Consider the following 19,415-nt stretch of genomic DNA (forward strand, 5'->3'; position numbering starts at 1 on the left):
AAGTTGTAGTCCCTCTTTCTCCGCCAGTATTTTATCAAAATGAACTAAAACCCTTTAAACCTCAACGTTTAAAGGGTTTTTTCTTTTCACCGAATAGCCAAATTATTCATGTTTTCGCATAAAATAGGTGCACAATCGGTGCACTTTGGAAATGTTAAAAAAAAGTGCACCGAATTTTAGCTTAACCCTATTAAAACAAGGGGTTCACAGAATGAACATCTTGACTTATATTGTTGATTAAACTATATTAATTAACATAAAAAGGTTACCTAAAATGAAAACAAAAATCACAGTACTTTATTATTTGAGAAAATCTAAAGTCAACGCACAAGGGCAAATGCCAATTTACCAACGTATAACCATCAACGGACAACGCTATGACGTAAGCACTGGTTTATTTGTTGTAGAGGAAAAATGGTCGGTAGAAGCAGTCAAAATGAAAGGCAACACCGAAGAAGCTCGACTTATAAATGGTCGGCTTGACATGATGAGAGCTACCGTTTATGAAACAGAAAAAAAACTGTTTATGAACCGGGTGGAGATTACCTTTGAAAACTTTAAAAACGAATACCAAGGCAAGAAATCCCGCGAACGAGTGCTTGTTCCAATCTTCGAGGAACATAACCGTAAAATTAAAGAACTTGTTGGTCAAGAATACGCACCTGGAACCTATGAACGATACCAAACCTCTCTGAAGCATACAAAAGATTTCCTTCTTTGGAAATACAACTTCACCGATATCAACATTGAAAAAATAGACCATTCGTTTATTACCGAATACGAATTCTACTTGCGTAGTGTTCGCAGATGCGCTAATAACACAGCTGTAAAATACATTAAGAATTTCCACAAAATAATCAATGAATGTTTAGCCAATGCTTGGCTAAACAAAGACCCTTTTGTAAACTACAAAGCAAAAATCAAAGAAGTGGTACGAGAGTTTCTAACTGAAAAAGAGATTGAGCAACTTATCAATAAGGCATTTGTTTCGGAAAGATTAGAACTCGTTCGCGATATATTTGTTTTCAGCTGCTTCACTGGTTTGGCATACATTGATGTCAAAAACTTAACAAAGTCGCATATAAGCATCGGAATTGACGGTGAGAAATGGATATTTACCCACAGACAGAAAACCGAAACCGCCTCCAAAATTCCAATCCTTCCAGTTACACAAATGATTATTGACAAATACGTGGACCATCCACAAAGCTGCAATCAAGATAAATTGCTTCCCGTTTTAAGCAATCAGAAAATGAATGCCTATCTAAAAGAAATTGCTACCGTGTGTGAAATCGAAAAAGAATTAACCTTTCACATCGCTCGTCATACTTTTGCAACTACGGTAACATTAACAAATGGAGTTCCTATTGAAAGTGTAAGTAAAATGCTAGGACACAAAAACATAAGAACCACTCAACACTATGCAAAAGTATTGGATAGAAAAATCAGCGAGGATATGAAGATTTTGAGAGAGAAACTTTCATGTACAATAAATATCAAACAAAAGATAGTATAATTTTAATTTGATTTTTTATAACTAACCTTCTTATAATATCTATACAAATGGTCATAAATCAAACACTCGTAAGTTCTTTGTTTAGATGGGTATTGTCGGTTAATAATCATGTGAATATGATTGATTAAAAATGAATTTAATGAAATTTGAATATTGCATTTTATATTTGAAACTAGCAAATTAACTTTACTTTGTTTCTCATAAACAGTATTAAATAATTCAATATACTTATCATTAATTTCATTGGTTAAAATAGATTCTATTTCGAGTAACAATTCCCTGTAATTTTTATCAAGTTCTTTTTTTAGCTGCTTATCAGCATTGAGTTCTTTTTTAAAAGACTCTTGTAGACTATCTAACAATAGTAACTTATCAGAAATATCTAAAGAGAATGAATTTAGAAAGCTATCAATAGCCAAAAAGCTAAAAAGTAATTGGGTTTCCTCTTTTTCAAAATAAGGCTTTAGAGCAACATAATCTAATATCATTTTACTATCATAATAAAAAATGCTTTCCGACATCACAATTGTATCTTCTCCATATCGTTCAATTTCTCTCTGATAAGTATCTGTTTGTAGTTTCCAAATTACATCGGATTCTATTAATTCGTCAAAAACTGGATAAAGTCTATTTATTACTTCGGCAACTTTATCAACGCTTTCGCAATTAAATCTAATTCTAATATGGTCATCGGGATCATTATATCTTATGAAAAACCACTTTCCAATTATTTTATTTTCTGTTAGTGATTCAATAATAGGATTTAATTTTTCAGTTAAAAAAAAATCAGCCGTGTTTACTCCAGTATATATTTTATAGTAAAGCCATTCACTTCCTAAACAAAAACTTCTTTTCATTTTTTATTTAGTTTTATCATTAAAAAAAGATATTATAACCTGATTGGTAAAACTTTCACCAATTATGTTTTTTACAATCTCATCTTCAGTAAAAAGAAACTCCTCTAATATTATTTTGCTAATTGTTTTTATTGATTTAAGGAACAGTTTAATGCCAATTTCTATTTCTAAATCTAATAAAAGGGTATTGTCATATTGAACCAGATTTACATATCGAGGTAAGTTTCTTTTATTTTTCCAATAAGAAAATTCGTTAAGTAATTCATAATCAATTAATTTATAAAATTCATTAATTTCATCTAAACTGACTATCCATTTTGCCTTAGAAATAACGACATCTTTATAATAAACTCTAGGAAAAAATGAGTAATGAGATTCTAAAATGCCCCAACTGAAATTATACATTGGTTTATCACCTTGTGATTGTAAATCACATAAAAAATGGTAAATTGGTAACGAATTCTTCCCATAATTATGTGCATTTGACAAGCAGGGTATTATTTCTTTATTGAGTCTTTTTGACTTCAATATTATTTTGTTGTTTTTAATCGAAATCATCAAATCATTAATATCTATTTTAAAGTCAGAATTCAGATCAGAATTTGATAAGTAAGGAATTTCATATTCTCTAAGTATCGGTCTTCTTAAAATATTTCCTGTTCTAGCCTCCGGGATATGAACTACTTCTGCTAGTATTTTGTCATTGTAATACTCTTTTTCTTTTTCAATAATTTCTTTAGTTAAATCCGATATAGAAACATTTACATTACAAAATCTCCCTAATAGTTTTGTAGCACTCATCCCTCCTGAAGTGTCTAATACAATCTGCTCTTGATTATCATTTTTTATTAATTCAATCATTGCAGAAAATGTTGCGGGAATAGAAGTATCATCAATTTCAAAACTTGGGAAATCATTTTCGCCAATTGAGATATATAATGATTTCTTTAAAGTTGATTCGTGTAATTTCTTTTGAAGCGTGTAGTCATAATTAGTCCAAGTCTCAATATTGTTTTCATTCTCTTTTTTGTAAAATGAAAATTTGTCAAGAATAGGATTAGTGTCTTTCATTTCATTATTTAAATAACCAATTCCTAACTCCGAATCTAATACTTTTGCTAAAGGCATTTCTCTTGATTCATATCTTTTTTCATAAGACTTGATAAAATTAGATTGATTAATTGCGCTTCGTCTTTTATAAATACCGTTTAAAAAAGTGATTGTTTCCTGTACTTTTTTAGAAACTGAATAATCGATAGTGTTAACTATTGTTGAAATATTCATATCAGTCTGAAAAAGATACTTATCCTCATAGTTAACACCTAACTCATTTATTAATTTTTTTATTTCAGAAATAACATTATTAATAGGACAAATAGTTTCATCAAACAGTTTAAGTTGACTCTTTATTTTTTCTAATATTTGAGATTCTTTTTTTAATGTTGGAATTTCATTAATAATATCTACAACTCTTTGTAATTCATCAAAACCAGTAATTGTGGATTCTAAATTACTTACTAATATCTGTGAGTCTATTAATTCATTTATGAATTCTAAAGCATCTTCATTTTCTGAAGCATCAGAAACCAATAATTCAACCATTCTATCAATCGTAAGTCCTTTTCTGACTTCTTCTAGTAACATCTCTAGATAATCTGATTTTCTTATGGCATTAATTGCGTATTCTCTTTTTTTATTTACATATTTATACTCTACATATCTGTAAAACTCCGAAATTGAATAAAGAGAACTATTCTGAAAATAAGTAAGAAATGGTTTTACATCATTTCTTTTGAAAAGGTTATGTAAAAGAGATGACCAAAATTGCATATCAAATTGTGTAACTCTTGTGAAATGTTCTTTTGTAGTTAAGGCGATATTAGTTTCATTATTAAATGAGCCAACTGAACAACCAGCAAACAAACCAAAAGGAGTACAACGAGAAGATATTCTAGCTAAGTACTTTAAGAGTGAAATTTCTAAAGATTCTATTTTATCAATTGAAAAGTTTTTTGGATCTGAACTATATTTGTTTAAAACTTCAACTAAATCAGGAGATGCAATCTGTAAAGCTTCAATTAAAAATTTATCGTTGTAAATAGATACTAATTTATCAAAATCATACTTATCTACTAATTCTTTATAAACTGATATGGAAAATGAAGGAGTTCTTAAAACATAATTTTGAAATGATTTTATAACTGCTTTTTTCATTTCACCTCTTTAACTTATTAGTTTCTTTTGCTATTTTCATAGCATTATAAACATTAAGTACTTTGCCTGATTTCGACAATTCTTTAAATGGTAGCTTTATGCCTTCACCACCGGGAACCAAAACATCTATGTCATAGGATATGCCAGATTCTAAAATGATTTGCTTTACATCTTGAACTGATAATTTTGGGTAATACAAAAATATTAAAGCTGCAGTTCCTGATACCATTGGTGCTGATAATGAAGTTCCTGAATCATAATCATACTTATTGTTTGGCATAGCAACATAAATTTGCTCTCCTGGCGCAAATAAGTCTACGTTTTTCTTACCATAATTTGAAAAATCAGAAACGAATGTGCTGTCTAATTTCATAGTAACTGAACCTACATTAATGAAATTATTTGCAATCTCACTTGAATTAATGTAATCATTATCATTTGGATATTTTTGTTCATTATCTATATTATAACTATCATTCCCCGAACAATGAACTATCAAAACATTATGCTTTTCTGCATATTTTATTGATTCAAATACCCAATCTTTATGCAATGAAAATTCTTTAGTGAACGACATATTTATAACTTTTGCACCATTATCTACAGCATATCTAATTGCTAATGCTATATCTTTATCATGCTCATCACCTGAAGCGCTTATGGTTAATGGCATAATTTTAATATTATTTGAAAAACCTTTTATGCCTAATTCATTTTCACTGTTTGCAGCAATGACACTAGAAACTTCGGTGTTATGAGTGTTGTATTTTCTTATGCCTTTAATTTCTAGGTTTAAATTATTTAAACCGTATCCTTTCAATAAAGATTCAGAATTGTTTTCAATAAATAGTCTTTCATTGTAATCTATATTGATAGACTTATTATATAAAGAATCAACTTGTTCTCTTTTGTTTTTTAACTTTTCAATTGTCTTCTCATCAAAATCAAATCTTAATTTCATAAAACCAATTAAAGCACCCAAATCTTTATCTTTATCAAGTCTTCTTTGTCTAAAAGTTTTATCATTTATCTTGTACTTTTGATACATACTATCTAATTGTTTGTAGTTGTAATCTTCTTTTGGAAAAAAATGCTTAAGTGTGTCTTTTACTAAAGGAAATAAATCAACACTATAGTTCAAAGCATCTAGCCAATTCTTATGGTACGCTCTTTCTTCGTCGTATTTTTTTAAAGCTCTTTTATATTCAACAAAATCATTGAAATCTTCTTTATTTATATCTTCTAAATTTTTATTATCAAATTTTTTTTTATATTTTCTAAGTACTCTTACATATTCATAATTAGCCCATACAATATAATTTTTACTTTTTGTACCCATAAAATTCCAACCATTGACATCATCAACATATCCATTGTTATCATCATCAATTTTATTGTTTGGGATTTCTTTTTCATTTTTCCAAAACTGTCCCACCAAGTCTTCATGCTGTAAATCTATTTGAGTATCTATCACAGCAACAATAATCTTATTTTTTACTTTTTTTGAAGTCTCATTATACCATTTATCAATAGAAATACCAGGAATGCCATCCTCAGAATAATCTTTTCGAAACCAATATTTTTTTTTATCTTCAATATTTTTACTAGAACTAGATTTTAGTTTATCTAAAGATATTTTTGAAGAATTACAACTTATTGTGACAAAAGATATTGCAAATATTTTTATTAACAATCTCATTTTTAATATTTTAAAATATTGAAAAACTGAATATACATTATGTATATTCAGTTTTTTAAAAGTTTTTAGACATTTCCGCCTTGATCTTTTGGACCTTTTCTGTCTGTTCCTCCAATTGGATCATTATCGCCTAATCCGCCAACAATTTTTTTCATCGTTGCTGGTTTCAATTTAGCTACTTCAAATTTCTCTAAAGTAAACTTACCATCTTTTTTAGTTTTCATAATTAATAATTTAAAAATTTTGTAATTCAAATATATTATAATGAAATGTTACTCTACAGAAAAAAAACTCAAGTACTTATCGAAATTCGGGAATTTCGTGTTTTATTTTCACTTAATACATTGATAATTATATTTTTGTGTTTTCTAACTCTTTTATAAAATAACTTGGCTTTAATCCTGTCTTTTTAGAAAATGCTGTTGAAAAGGATTCGGCGGTATTAAATCCATATTCGATAGCAAGTGCTTGTAAAGTATATTTTCTCGATGTTTTACTCTCTTGTAAATTAATTACTGCATAATCTATTCTTAAATCATTTATATAATTTATGAAAGTTTTGTTTTTGTATTCATTTACAATCTTTGATAAATATTTGCTGTTGGTTTCAAAATCCTCTGATAGAGATTTTACTGATACTTTACCGCTTAAGAATCCTTTTTCATGTTCAAAAGCTTCTAACTTTTTTAGAATTAGCGATACAATTTCTTCGCTAATAGTGATTTCTCTGATTTTATTTATGCTGAGTTGATTTTCGTCAATCGAAATATCTTTAAATTCATTGATATTTATAATTGCATTTTTCTCTTTTAATGTATTAGATTCTGCAATAATTTTCTCAAACCTTAAATGATATATTTTCTTAATATTCTGTTGGTAAATAACCAATCCAATAATTGTCAGCAATAGGCATAAAATGCCCAAATAATAAAACTTGGTTTTGTTTTTTAATGACTCTATTAGAGTTTGCTTTTCTTTTATTAAATGTGGAAAATCGTAATTTTTTTGGAACTGTTTATCTAACACTTTATAATTTTTTTGCAAAGTACTATCAATGGTAATATATGTTGTCAAATATTTCAATTGGTTAAGCTTATCTCCTCTATCCTTGTAATAATTTATTAAGTATAAATAACCACTAACAAATTCGGGAGTTATTTTTTTTCTTAATTTGAATATTGAGTCAACCTTAATATAATTATCAACAGCTAGCTTGATCTCTCCTAAACCTTGGTATGCTTTACCCCTGTAGTAATATGAAGCTAAAATATTTCCACTATCTTTAAAAAAAATCATTTTGGGCAGTGCTTTTTTCAGACTATCTAATGCTTCATTATAATTACCTTTTACAGTTTGATTAGCACCTTCGTTTAATATAAAAATATATTTGTACTCTTCACTTTTAGCTATTAAAGCTTCTTTGTATCCCAATTTATTATAATAAGAACTAGAATCAACTTTGTTTAGAGATTTATAAACATCCGCTAATCCGAAAATAATATTTAAATAATTATCAGAATATTTTTTATTTCTAAAACTTTTACTTGAATAAAACTTAAATATTTCTTTATAAATTTCTAAAGCATCTTCTACTTGACCTAAATTTTCAGATTTTATATTGGCAACAGCATCTCTAACAATATAATAATAATCGATATTATTTTTTAAAGCGTAGTTTTCTGCCTCTTTATAATTTTCCACTGCTTCTTTAAAGAATGTTTCTTTTACTAATAAATCAGCTTTTTCTCTATAAGCAGCTGCCGGGAATATTGTATCATCAACCATTTTAGAATACTTTATAACACTATCAAGTAAATTGAGAGCCTTTTTATTGTTTACATCATATTCTAAATATGCAAGTAAATAAAAACCTTTGGCAATACGAATACTAGAACTTTCTTTTTTGCCCTTATTTAAATATAAAGTTGCATATTGTATCTTTTCATTTTTTTTGTTCGATTCGTTATAATTTTCTTTTAAAACATCATAACTCATCTTTTTTAAATCATCCTTATTTTTAACTTGCCCAAACAAACAAACTGAAAAAATAAAAATTAAAAGGTATATTAATCTATTTTTTTTCATAAATAATTTTTCATGGTAGTCTTGGGGAGAAACAACTTATTGGAAACAATAATACTCTAAATTTATTACACTTTAAAATTTATTTATCAAGTCTTGTTCGTTTCTTATCAAAATCATGTTATTTATTTGTTTTAATATGGACTTTTATTTAAATAAATTAATTATGAAATTCAAATTTCGCATGATTTAGAGTAAAAATTAATAATAAATACATTTTTTCAAAATCCTTAAATTCAGTAACTTAATTATTTGTTTGCACGAAATTCAGGAATTTAATATCGAAATTCCCGAATTACGATACTCTTTGTTTGCAAAGTATTAAAACCTCACTTAGTTTTGAAATCAGATAATTGGATTAAAGTTTAGTTTTTGAGTTAGTATTTAATTTCTAAATAACAATCATGTTTTCTTTAAAATAATTGGCCAAATTATTTAGGGATTGATTCAGCTGTTGTGTAACCCTTTAAAAAGAAGAGCAAAGAAATTATTAGATTTCTATAAAAAACTAATATATTAAGAAAAGAGAGGGTTGGCTTTTCTTAATATCTTGAAATTACCAACCAAAAAAAAACAGCCTTACTTCCAATGCAAGACACATATTTAGTAAGACTGCCATAAAAAAAACAAATATAATGAAAAAATTAAATTTAGACGCTCTCAAAGAAAGAGCAGGAGCAATTGCTTCAACAGAGTTATTAGCTAGTATTAGCGGTGGAACGGATAATGCTTGTCATGACAAAGTAAATACAAGGGAAACAAACCCGACTGTCAAGGACAATATTCCTACAATTCGTCCCGGCGGAACCTTATCACCTCCAGGTCAAGGACAATAATTTATAAAAGGCTATTTTAATGGTTTTTAATATAGCCTTTTTTAAACAACCTTTTTACTTAAATTTTAAGTGAAATTAACAAACACCCTTAATAAGAAACTATCAAAATAACCTATTTTTATTTTAAGGAAATTTATTAAATTTAGAAAAAAAATATTTGTGTAATTTTATTAGTATTAACTTCAACACTCTTATTTACTGTAAATATAATTATTGAATAAATAAAAGTATTTTATATTAAAAAAGTAGATTTTTAATTTTATTTAATTCAAAATTTATTCAACAAATGAATTTTAATTTTCTGTTTTTTACTCTCTTTTTTATTCTTTTTAGTCGAGCACAAGAAGTAAAAACTGTTTTTAACGATGAGTTTATTAAATCATGTGGAATTAATAACGAGGAATACACAACTATTAAAAACAGCTTTTCTAAATATATTAAAGATTTTGATGTGTCAACATCAGTTAATTATTGGATAATTAACGAAAAATCCGTTTTTGATTATCCTGACGAAGACTTTGTTAATTTAATGTTAGAATCTCAAAAAGAAAACTTATCGATTTTTATTCAAGCAATAAAAAAAGTAAATCCAGATACATATCAAATAGAACTTTCATTTTTAAAAAATATAGATTGTAAACTTGAAATTTATACTGTTTATAAAGTATTTGCAAAATTGACCAAATCAGAATTTAAATATATAAATAATATTGATTTTGAAAAAAAATATAATAAATACCAAACAAAAACAATAACTTTTTTTTCTGAAAATAGTATAGATTTTAATCAAGCAAATGTTTTTGAAGAAGAAAACAAAAATTTAAGTAAATTTTTTGAAACAGATATTATTAATTTTAAATATTTCAAAAGCAAAAGCGTATATAATTTTATGAGTGACCGAGGTTATTTATTGGAAAGAACAATGTTATTACCTAATCAAAATGGAGCCGAAACTTTTGTTGGCGAAAATTTAATTTTTTCTGGTAATAACTCAGAAGTAAATATTCATGAACTTACACATTTATATATTTTTAAATGTTTCCCAAATAGGCATAATCTCATTGACGAAGGCTTAGCAACATATTTAGGGGGCAGTAAAGGTTTGAGTTATAAAGAACATTTAAAAAATATTTATCTTTCGATAAAAGATAAAAATATAAACTTATACAATGAACTTTTTTTTGGTAATTATGTTGTAGATGACACATCATCATTATGGTATACCGCAGGTGCACTTTTATGTGATATTGCAGTTGAAAAAGGAGGCAAAAAAATGTTATTTGAATTAATTAATTCAGGTAAAAGAAATATTGATTTGTTTAAAAAAATTGAAGATATATTTTCTGTTGAAGAGGATAAAATTGATGATTTATTAAAACATGAATTAAAAAGAAAATATGATCAATATTACCCATAATAAAACCGATATAATCAACAACATCAAACTTCTCCTTTACAAAGAAAACCTATCATTATTAGAAAAAGTTGACTTTGATGATGATACCATTTTTTTAGAACCTTTACTGTTTGCGTATTTCAATAGTAAAAAAGACAATTTGTTTACCACATATATGCTAATTGAAATAATGCAAGGGTATTTTTTAAAACAAGAACCTCTGTTACTCCATGAATCTTTCAACAACGATGGTTTTGCTTATATTCCAAACTTAGGATATTATGACAAGGCAAATAATAAAGTTGAAGAAATATTAAAAATTGATACTTTTGAAATTCTAAAAGAACTTCACCCAGTACTGGAGAGATATTTTAAAGAATATTATAAAGGGCATATTGTTAACCCTAAACCAGAGTATCATTCAGTCTGGAAAGATAATTATCAAGAATTAGAAAAAGCAATTGCAATAGTAAAAGAACATTTGCCCCTGTTTTATGAAGAATTAGTGTTTGCAAACAAAAAAATCTACCTTCATGATAACCCAAAAATATTAAACTTTGCTTCGATAGAAACATTAGGAATGTTATACTTTTATGTTTTGGGAAATCAAAATCTCATATACTATATTGAGGAGTTAATCCATCAAGGTTCACACAATCATTTGTATTATGTAGTTCACGATAGAAAAGAGTATTTCAAAATTGACGTGGACAACATTATTATGCGAGATTTAACCAAACAAGACTGGGATTACCGCACTGTTTATGGTGCTTTTCATGGTTTATATACAGTAACTCGCCGTGTAGAATGTTTTGATATTTTACTTTCAAAAAAAGTTTTTTCGGGTGCCGAAAAACACGAACTTTTAGGAAGAATGACCGATATGTTTCCGCGTTTTCAAACTGGATTAGAGTTACTAAATTTAGAGGAGGTTTATACTGAAAAAGGAAAAGAGTTTTATTTTGAACTAACCCAAAAATGCCAATCTATCCTTAAAAAATATGAAAAACTCACAAATGAGTTCGACCTTTCTCATCGTAATTTAGATTTTCGCTACAATGAATTTTGTTTAACCAATTCTTTTGAAGACTTTGTAAAAAAAGACCACGAAGGATATTATAATTTATAAAACTTAAAACCATGCAAAAACTCGTATTACTTGTTACTTTATTAGTAATCCACCACGCTTTCAGTCAAAAGCAAGAATTTGATATTGTATTTAAAAATGTAAATATCGTTTCAATGGAAAACGTTAAACCGCTTTTAAACCAAAATATAGCTATTAAAAACGGTAAAATTATTGCCATAGAAAATGCCAAAAAATCAAAATTAAAAGCCATTAAAACAATCGATTTAAAAGGAAAGTATATCTTACCTTCATTAGCTGATGCACATATACATTTACCAGAAAAAGAAGAGGATTTAAAACGTTTTTTTGAATTAAACTTACTACATGGTGTTACAAAACTTCGTTCCATGCGTGGTGATTGGAAACACTTAGCATGGAAAGAAAAATACAATTCAAAAGATTCTCAATTTCCTAAACTGTACTTATCTGCACCGCCAATTAGTCGTTCTTTGGAAGCAACTCCCGAAGAATTAGAAGCTTTTGTTAAAAAATCAAAAGAAAGTGGGTTTGGTTTTCTAAAGATTTTAAGTTTAAAAAACCAAGATGTTTTTGTGCAATTAGATAACTTATCAAAAAAATATGATATTCCATTAGCAGGACACTTTCCTTATTTATCCGCTGGTGTTTCTATCGATGAAGAACTGTTTTTAAAATCTAATTTCAATTCTTTAGAGCATTTAGGTGGTTTAATTGGCGATCCAAAATTTTTTGAATCAAGATTGCAAGCAATTAAAAAAAACAATATTTTTATTTGTCCTACTTTAACCTGGTACAGCATAGGTTCTGGTCAGTATTCCTATGACGAATTGCAAAAGTTAGCTGGTATGGAATATGTTTCAAAAGCAACTATGCAAACGTGGCTGGAGAAAACAAAACAATATCGTTACAAAATGGGTGAGCAAGCCCTCAAAGAGGAAGTTGCTAAAGAGTTAAATGATTTAGAAGAAAAATATAAAGTTATTAATCGTTTACAAAAAGAAGGAATAAAAATGCTTTTAAGTCCAGATGCTTCTTCAAAATACATGATGGTAGGTAGTAATATAATCTCTGAAATAGAATTATTGAAAAAAGCAAAACTTTCAAATTTTGAAATACTACAAATGGCAACTACCAATTTTGCTCAATTTTTTAATGAAAACTATGGTGTTTTGAAAACTGGTAACGATGCCGATTTTATTGTATTAGACGAAAATCCAATAGACAATTTGCAAACATTGAAAAATGTAAAAGGATTGTATTTTAATTCATTCTATTTGTCTTCTGAAAAATTGATGGAAATTAAAGCTAATTTACTTTCTGTTGAATAAAATTAGTTTGAGAAAAAATAAATTTCATATTTTTCAACAATTGGACTACAGAGATTGTGGTCCAACTTGTCTTAGGATGATAGCAAAGCATTATGGTAAAACCTTTTCAAGAGAGTTTTTAAGAGATAAGGCAAGTATTACTAAGACAGGAGTCACAATGGCTGGTATTGCTGAAGCCGCAGAAGCTATCGAAATGCGTACTTTAGGGATGCGGGTTGCGTTGGATAGTTTAGTAAATGAAGCACCAACACCTTTTATAGTGCCGTGGCGACAAAAACATTTTGTAGTAGTTTATAAAACAACTAATAAGAAAATTTATGTTGCTGATCCTGCACAAGGATTGTTAAGCTACTCCCATGAAGATTTTCATAATGCTTGGACTAATACTAATGATGGAACGGGTTTTGTACTTATTTTAGAACCGAATAGTAAGTTTTTTTCTTTAGAAGAAGATAAGTCTAAAAGAAAAGGTTTTGAATTTTTGATACCTTATTTTAAACCCTACTCTAAATTAATTAGACAGGTATTTATTGGGTTAATTGTTGCTAGTATCATTCAATTTATTCTGCCTTTTTTGATGCAAACTGTGGTTGATGTTGGGGTAAATAATCGCGACATTCCATTCATATATTTGATATTAATATCGCAGTTAGTTTTGATATTCTCTCAAACTTTAGTTGGTATTTTTAGAGATTGGTTGTTGATACATATAACTAGTCGTTTTAACATAAAAATGGTTTCTGATTTTTTGTTTAAAATGCTTAAACTGCCTATTTCTTATTTTGAAACTAGAAATACAGGAGAACATTTACAAAGAGTAAATGACCATGTAAGAATTCAAAACTTTGTCTCCTCTTCATCGTTGAATATGATTTTTTCATTAATAACATTTGTTGTTTTTAATGGAATTTTAGCATATTATAATATAAAGATTTTTTTAGTTTTTATAATTTCTGCTGTTTTTTATGTTGGTTGGACTTTTTTCTTTTTGAAAAAAAGAGCTGAACTTGATTATAAACGATTTGATGAACAATCGCAAAGTCAAACTAATCTAGTTCAAATAATTAATGGCGTTAAAGAAATTAAAATAAATAATTCTCAAAGAAAAAATCGTTGGAAATGGGAATATACCCAAATCAGTTTATTCAAAACTTCCCTTAGTACATTAAAACTAGCACAATATCAAACAACAGGTGCAAGCTTTATCAATGAACTAAAAAATATTATTATTATCTTTTTGTCTGCAACGGCTGTTGTTGATGGTAATTTGACACTGGGAATGATGACATCAATTCAGTATATTGTTGGTCAGTTAAATCTACCTTTAGGAAACTTTGTGGCATTCATACAAACATGGCAAGATGCAAAAATAAGTTTAGAACGGTTGTCGCAAGTTCATGAGAGAGAAGATGAAGACGAATTAAAATCCAATAAAGTAAAAGAGATTTCAGAAGACAAAACTATTGTGTTAAAAGATTTATCCTTTAGATATGGTGGAAAATCTACGCCTTTTGTTCTAAAAAATATTAACTGTACGCTACCACAAGGAAAAACTACAGCCATTGTTGGTGCTAGCGGAAGTGGTAAAACTACATTGCTAAAGTTATTGTTGAAATTTTATGAACCAACGAAAGGTTCAATAGCTATTGGCTCAATTGATTTAAATAACATCAACAATGATTTTTGGAGAATGAACTGTGGTGCTGTTATGCAAGACACTTTCATTTTTAATGATACTATTGCAGGAAACATTTCTGAATCCGAACAGAACGAAGTAATAGATAGACAAAAATTAAAAGACGCATCCTTTGTTTCCAATATGGATGAATTTATTGAAAAACTACCAAATAAATATAATACGGAATTAGGTACATCAGGGATAAGACTTAGTGGTGGTCAAGAACAGCGTATAATGATTGCAAGAGCAGTTTATAAAAATCCTTTCTATGTCTTTTTTGATGAAGCGACGAGTGCGCTTGATGCAAATAATGAAAAAGTGATTATGGATAATTTAAATTCATTTATAAAAGATAAAACAGCTATAATTGTAGCGCATCGTTTATCAACAGTAAAAAATGCTGATAATATTATAGTTCTAGAAAATGGAGAGATTGTAGAACAAGGGAATCATGATGAATTAACAAAAATTAGAGGCAAGTATTATCAATTAGTAAAGAATCAATTGGAACTTGGTAACTAATAATTTAAAATAGGATTTCATTTCTAAGCACAAAATTTATATAATAATATGGAAGAATTTGGCGAAATAAAAATTTATAGTGACGAAGTTAGAGATATTTTATCCGATCCTCCAAAAGCGATTTATAGATGGGGTAATACAATTCTTTTAGGCTTTGTTGTTTTATTGGTTTTAATGTCATGGTTTATTCGTTATCCTGATATTGTTTCAACTCAAATCATAATCACGACTAATTTACCACCTGAAAAACTAATTGCCAAAACTTCAGGTAAAATCGAAGCAATTCTAGTTAAAGACAGGACTTTAGTAAAAAATAATACTCCACTTGCAGTAATCGAAAACACATCTAATTATAAAGATGTTTTTCTACTAAAAAGTATTATTGATACCCTAAATCTAGAAAAAAGTGATTTCCCATTTCATTTGCTTAAATCCGCACAATTAGGAGATGTGGAAAATGCCTATAGTTTGTTTCAAAAAGAATGCTCAACCGATGAATTAAATAGAGAGTTGCAACCTTATAAAGTAGAAGGAACGGCTCACAGTTTAGAGTCTATACAACTAAAAGAACGATTGAGTTTACTTGAATCACAAAAAGGTATTTCTCAAAATGAATTAGCTCTTCAAAAATTAGATTTAGAACGTTATCAAACGCTCTTCAATAAAGGTATTGTTGCTTCACAAGAATTAGAAAAGCATAAATTAACCTATTTGCAATCTGAAAAAGGGTATAAAAATCTATTAAGTTCAATATCTTCATTAAAGTCATCTATAAATGAACTAAATAGGAGTAGTAAAACCACACAAATAAATGAAAACAAAGAAAATGTAAATCTTGAGCGTAATGTTATGCAAGCTTTTTTTCAATTAAAAAAATCAGTTAAAGATTGGGAATTGAATTATGTATTTAGGTCTTCAATTGATGGTAAAGTTAACTTTCTACAAGTTTGGAATGAAAATCAGTTTGTTACTTTAGGTGACAATATTTTTTCTATTGTTCCAACTATTGAAAGTGGTTATATTGGTAAGGTAAAAGCTTCTGCTCAAAATTCAGGAAAAATAAAAACAGGACAAAACGTAAATATAAGACTAGCAAACTTTCCTGATAGAGAATTCGGCATGATAAACGGTAAAGTTAAAAATATCTCTTTGACACCAGATAAAGAAGGAAATTTACTTATTGACATTGCTCTTCCAAAAGGAATTCAAACATCATACAAAAAGAAGATTAGTTTTCAACAAGAAATGATAGGTAGTGCTGATATTGTTACCGAAGATTTGAGATTACTAGAAAGATTATTATATCAGTTTAGGGATTTGTTTAAAAGATAGACTAATAAAATATCTTTCATTTTCTACATTTAAAATCATATAACAAATAGAAACTATTGACCTTCAAAATCGCAACTCTACTTAACCACCTCAACGAACAATTAAATTTCATTGACTTAGAAATTGACGACCAAATTAATAAGTGTGAGCAAGCCATTTCAATAATATTAAAATCAATCAATGAATTAAAAAAAATAGTAACTAAAACCAACTTCAAAACCGAAGCAGAGGAAATTCAATTCTTCAAAGAAATCAAACCACAATTCACTTCAAAACTAGTTTTTTACAACAGAGTTTATAAAATTGAAATGAAGAAACCCAACGGTGGTAATAAAATTTTAAAAAAGTACTACAACAACGAATTACAAATCTTAAAAAACTTTTTTGATAGCGAATTAGAATTTTACCAATACTACCGTTCTGGTAATATTTATTTAGATTACAAATACTTTTTAAGAGGTAAATTTGATATCAAACTCACATTAGATCCTTACTATTTTGAAACAGATACAACTTTTGCAACTTCACATGATTTTAAAGTAGCAACAATCCTAGCAAACGACCTCATTGAATTATATATTGAAAACCAATTAATTAAATTGGAAAACAAAGAAAATACAGAAAAATCACAACGCCAACCGAACGTGAAAATGACTTGGAATAGCTCAAAAGTAGCCTTAGTGGAGTTAATGTATGCATTACATACTGAAGGTGTATTCAATAATGGTGCTGCAGATTTAAAAGAAATAGCTGAATATTTCGAACATATTTTCGAAATCGACCTAGGGCAATACCGCCGTGTATTCCTTGAAATTAGAGCAAGGAAGAGTGATAAAACAAAATTTATCACAATGCTAAACGAACATTTATTAAAAAGAATGGAAAACTCAGATGAAGTCATTTAAATAAAAATCGTTCACAACACGACCTCCGTTGTGAAAGAAAACAAATCAAACTTCTAAAATTTGCATCATAACAAACTAAAACACACGTTATGGCTGCACAAATCATTACCCTCGAAGACTTAAACGAATTCAGAAGTCTTCTTTTGAACGATTTAAAAGAAATCATTCAATCCAAACAACAACAAACAAAACAGTGGCTCAAATCCAATGAAGTCCGTAAGCTGTTAAACATTTCTATAGGTACTTTACAAAATCTCCGAATAAACGGAACACTAACTTATACCAAAGTTGGAGGCATCATGTATTATGATAATTCAGACATTGAAAAACTCCTTCACGGAAACAAAGTAAATGCCTTGCCTACTCTCTTTAAGTAAATTCATCGCAAGCTTTGCTTTGTCATACTGAGCTTGCCGAAGTATCTCCTGCATAGCAGGTCAATCCTTGAACAAAGTTCAAGCTCTGCTTTTCACTAATTACTATTCACTAATCACTAGTAAATGAATTACATAAAACACCTCACAGGTTTCTTTGAGAAAGTAGCCATTGATAAAACGTTAAATCCAACACACGTTAGCTTATACATTGCCTTATTCCAATTTTGGAACTGCAACCGTTTTAAAAATCCAATAAGCATCAATCGTGATGAGGTAATGCGAATAAGCAAAATCAGTTCCAAAGCAACCTATCACAAATGCCTGAAGAACTTGCATAGTTTGGGTTACATCAATTACGAGCCATCCTACAATCCGTTTAAAGGAAGTCATGTCATTTTATTCAACTTTTCTGATGATTTAAAACCAGTTCCAAAATCCGAGAGAAAACCAAAAAATGAACTTCTTTTTGAACAGGTTAATGAACAAGCTTTGAACAAGTCCTGTACTAGTAGTGGGACTGGTACTGAACAAGCATTAGTACCTTCTATAAACTATATAAACAATACAAACATTTTAAACGAAAAAAACGTTTCAAACTTGGAAAATCAAGCAAAAAATTTTGAAGAAATAAATAATGCTGATTTAAAAAATGAAAATTCAGAAAAAGAAAAAAGTTCCGCGAAAAAAGAAAAAGAAGAAATGTTGGAAACATTGGACGATGATAATCGGCAAATGCTTCAAACATTCGCCAACTCCGATGAAAATCAAATAAAAAACAGTTGGCAAAAAAGTTCCGCGAAAAAAGAAGAAAAGTTACAACCAACAATCGAAGAAGTCAAAACCTATTTCCAAGAAAATAACTTTCCAGAACAAGAAGCTCAAAAATTCTTCAACTACTTCAAAAGTGTCGGTTGGTTAGTTGGTGGCAAAACACCAATGGTCGATTGGCAAGCAGCAGCACAAAATTGGATGATTAACGTGGAAAAAACGGTCAAATTGACCACCACTTTCCAGTCCAAATTGACCATCGATTTCGGTGCAAACTGACCACCCAATTCCAGTCCAAAATGACCACCTAAATTTTAGGGTAAATTAGCCATTAAAAGCCATTACTTTTTTTCATGTTGTTAGCCCCCGCTACCGCACGAATCCTTTCGTGTGGTCACTATTATCAACACCCCATGTTTTTATTCAATAAACCAATCAAGTTTATTATGCAATTGTACCTTTATCAAACGAGAGTAATTTTAGTCAAAATTTACCCTCGTTAGTATTTTCCATTACTCTAATGTTCACCAAAAATATCTGTTCACGTTCCGTGAACAATCAAAAAAAGGAACACCTATCTGCTATCGCGATTTGCGATGTAAAGAACATGTTATGGCACAAATCCTCTCTAAAACCAAATGTTATAAAAAGTATCTAGTTTATATTTTCCCTAATCAACGGCGATTACCGCCGCAATAAAGAATATTTTATAAATTATTTTGTTAGCCAGTAATAAATGAATTAACATTTGTCAAATAAGTTAATATAAAAAGTTGTTGAAAATTAATTTTTACAGT

The 19,415-nt window shown here is 28.4% G+C and carries 15 protein-coding genes; 10 read left to right on the forward strand and 5 right to left on the reverse strand.

What is annotated here, in order from left to right; all coding sequences use genetic code 11:
- Positions 1 to 274 precede the first annotated feature (274 nt).
- A complete protein-coding gene (locus ACIQ2L_RS12670) occupies positions 275 to 1,516 on the forward strand; it encodes a site-specific integrase (protein ID WP_396159372.1) in 1,242 nt (413 codons plus the stop codon).
- A 2-nt stretch (positions 1,517 to 1,518) separates the two neighbouring features.
- Here the strand turns inward: ACIQ2L_RS12670 and ACIQ2L_RS12675 are convergent, their stop codons facing one another.
- From ACIQ2L_RS12675 to ACIQ2L_RS12695, 5 genes are all read right to left on the reverse strand, one after another.
- Positions 1,519 to 2,373 carry a thiopeptide-type bacteriocin biosynthesis protein gene (locus ACIQ2L_RS12675; protein WP_396159374.1) on the reverse strand — a complete coding sequence of 285 codons (855 nt, stop codon included), beginning with the start codon at positions 2,371 to 2,373 and terminating at the stop codon, positions 1,519 to 1,521.
- 3 nt (positions 2,374 to 2,376) lie between these two features.
- Positions 2,377 to 4,587 carry a lantibiotic dehydratase family protein gene (locus ACIQ2L_RS12680; protein ID WP_396159376.1) on the reverse strand — a complete coding sequence of 737 codons (2,211 nt, stop codon included), beginning with the start codon at positions 4,585 to 4,587 and terminating at the stop codon, positions 2,377 to 2,379.
- 1 nt (position 4,588) lies between these two features.
- Positions 4,589 to 6,286 (reverse strand): S8 family serine peptidase, encoded by a 1,698-nt coding sequence (locus ACIQ2L_RS12685; protein WP_396159378.1) that lies wholly within the window; start codon positions 6,284 to 6,286, stop codon positions 4,589 to 4,591.
- Positions 6,287 to 6,351: 65 nt separating this feature from the next.
- Positions 6,352 to 6,510: a hypothetical protein gene (locus ACIQ2L_RS12690; RefSeq protein WP_396159380.1), complete on the reverse strand. Its 159-nt coding sequence runs from the start codon at positions 6,508 to 6,510 to the stop codon at positions 6,352 to 6,354.
- Between the two features lie 127 nt (positions 6,511 to 6,637).
- The gene (locus ACIQ2L_RS12695) at positions 6,638 to 8,371 is read right to left on the reverse strand and encodes a helix-turn-helix domain-containing protein (protein ID WP_396159383.1); all 1,734 of its coding nucleotides are present in this window, start codon (positions 8,369 to 8,371) and stop codon (positions 6,638 to 6,640) included.
- 632 nt (positions 8,372 to 9,003) lie between these two features.
- Here ACIQ2L_RS12695 and ACIQ2L_RS12700 point away from each other — a divergent pair.
- The 9 genes from ACIQ2L_RS12700 to ACIQ2L_RS12740 all read left to right on the forward strand — a co-directional run bounded on the left by ACIQ2L_RS12700 (position 9,004) and on the right by ACIQ2L_RS12740 (position 18,897).
- Positions 9,004 to 9,204: a hypothetical protein gene (locus ACIQ2L_RS12700; RefSeq protein WP_396159385.1), complete on the forward strand. Its 201-nt coding sequence runs from the start codon at positions 9,004 to 9,006 to the stop codon at positions 9,202 to 9,204.
- 286 nt (positions 9,205 to 9,490) lie between these two features.
- The gene (locus ACIQ2L_RS12705) at positions 9,491 to 10,621 is read left to right on the forward strand and encodes a hypothetical protein (protein WP_396159387.1); all 1,131 of its coding nucleotides are present in this window, start codon (positions 9,491 to 9,493) and stop codon (positions 10,619 to 10,621) included.
- Positions 10,602 to 11,729 carry a hypothetical protein gene (locus ACIQ2L_RS12710; RefSeq protein WP_396159389.1) on the forward strand — a complete coding sequence of 376 codons (1,128 nt, stop codon included), beginning with the start codon at positions 10,602 to 10,604 and terminating at the stop codon, positions 11,727 to 11,729. Before ACIQ2L_RS12705 ends, ACIQ2L_RS12710 begins: the two co-directional genes overlap by 20 nt.
- An 11-nt stretch (positions 11,730 to 11,740) precedes the next feature.
- Positions 11,741 to 13,036 carry an amidohydrolase family protein gene (locus ACIQ2L_RS12715; RefSeq protein ID WP_396159391.1) on the forward strand — a complete coding sequence of 432 codons (1,296 nt, stop codon included), beginning with the start codon at positions 11,741 to 11,743 and terminating at the stop codon, positions 13,034 to 13,036.
- A 7-nt stretch (positions 13,037 to 13,043) separates the two neighbouring features.
- The gene (locus ACIQ2L_RS12720; RefSeq protein WP_396159393.1) at positions 13,044 to 15,236 is read left to right on the forward strand and encodes a peptidase domain-containing ABC transporter; all 2,193 of its coding nucleotides are present in this window, start codon (positions 13,044 to 13,046) and stop codon (positions 15,234 to 15,236) included.
- A 48-nt stretch (positions 15,237 to 15,284) separates the two neighbouring features.
- Positions 15,285 to 16,568, forward strand: coding sequence for an HlyD family secretion protein (locus ACIQ2L_RS12725; RefSeq protein ID WP_396159395.1), 1,284 nt, complete (start codon positions 15,285 to 15,287; stop codon positions 16,566 to 16,568).
- A 56-nt stretch (positions 16,569 to 16,624) separates the two neighbouring features.
- Positions 16,625 to 17,473 carry an RteC domain-containing protein gene (locus ACIQ2L_RS12730; RefSeq protein ID WP_396159397.1) on the forward strand — a complete coding sequence of 283 codons (849 nt, stop codon included), beginning with the start codon at positions 16,625 to 16,627 and terminating at the stop codon, positions 17,471 to 17,473.
- 89 nt (positions 17,474 to 17,562) lie between these two features.
- Positions 17,563 to 17,850: a helix-turn-helix domain-containing protein gene (locus ACIQ2L_RS12735; RefSeq protein WP_396159399.1), complete on the forward strand. Its 288-nt coding sequence runs from the start codon at positions 17,563 to 17,565 to the stop codon at positions 17,848 to 17,850.
- 123 nt (positions 17,851 to 17,973) lie between these two features.
- Positions 17,974 to 18,897 carry a transcriptional regulator gene (locus ACIQ2L_RS12740; RefSeq protein ID WP_396159401.1) on the forward strand — a complete coding sequence of 308 codons (924 nt, stop codon included), beginning with the start codon at positions 17,974 to 17,976 and terminating at the stop codon, positions 18,895 to 18,897.
- Positions 18,898 to 19,415 lie beyond the last annotated feature (518 nt).

The organism is Flavobacterium sp., assembly GCF_044369455.1.
GTDB lineage: Bacteria > Bacteroidota > Bacteroidia > Flavobacteriales > Flavobacteriaceae > Flavobacterium.

What these genes read in the sequence shown, in the direction of transcription:
- ACIQ2L_RS12685 (WP_396159378.1), bottom strand. Translation starts at nt 6,286, where the DNA reads ATGAGATTGTTAATAAAAATATTTGCAATATCTTTTGTCACAATAAGT.
- ACIQ2L_RS12670 (WP_396159372.1), top strand. Translation starts at nt 275, where the DNA reads ATGAAAACAAAAATCACAGTACTTTATTATTTGAGAAAATCTAAAGTC.
- ACIQ2L_RS12690 (WP_396159380.1), bottom strand. Translation starts at nt 6,510, where the DNA reads ATGAAAACTAAAAAAGATGGTAAGTTTACTTTAGAGAAATTTGAAGTA.
- ACIQ2L_RS12740 (WP_396159401.1), top strand. Translation starts at nt 17,974, where the DNA reads ATGAATTACATAAAACACCTCACAGGTTTCTTTGAGAAAGTAGCCATT.
- ACIQ2L_RS12725 (WP_396159395.1), top strand. Translation starts at nt 15,285, where the DNA reads ATGGAAGAATTTGGCGAAATAAAAATTTATAGTGACGAAGTTAGAGAT.
- ACIQ2L_RS12700 (WP_396159385.1), top strand. Translation starts at nt 9,004, where the DNA reads ATGAAAAAATTAAATTTAGACGCTCTCAAAGAAAGAGCAGGAGCAATT.
- ACIQ2L_RS12710 (WP_396159389.1), top strand. Translation starts at nt 10,602, where the DNA reads ATGATCAATATTACCCATAATAAAACCGATATAATCAACAACATCAAA.
- ACIQ2L_RS12705 (WP_396159387.1), top strand. Translation starts at nt 9,491, where the DNA reads ATGAATTTTAATTTTCTGTTTTTTACTCTCTTTTTTATTCTTTTTAGT.
- ACIQ2L_RS12680 (WP_396159376.1), bottom strand. Translation starts at nt 4,587, where the DNA reads ATGAAAAAAGCAGTTATAAAATCATTTCAAAATTATGTTTTAAGAACT.
- ACIQ2L_RS12675 (WP_396159374.1), bottom strand. Translation starts at nt 2,373, where the DNA reads ATGAAAAGAAGTTTTTGTTTAGGAAGTGAATGGCTTTACTATAAAATA.
- ACIQ2L_RS12695 (WP_396159383.1), bottom strand. Translation starts at nt 8,371, where the DNA reads ATGAAAAAAAATAGATTAATATACCTTTTAATTTTTATTTTTTCAGTT.
- ACIQ2L_RS12715 (WP_396159391.1), top strand. Translation starts at nt 11,741, where the DNA reads ATGCAAAAACTCGTATTACTTGTTACTTTATTAGTAATCCACCACGCT.
- ACIQ2L_RS12735 (WP_396159399.1), top strand. Translation starts at nt 17,563, where the DNA reads ATGGCTGCACAAATCATTACCCTCGAAGACTTAAACGAATTCAGAAGT.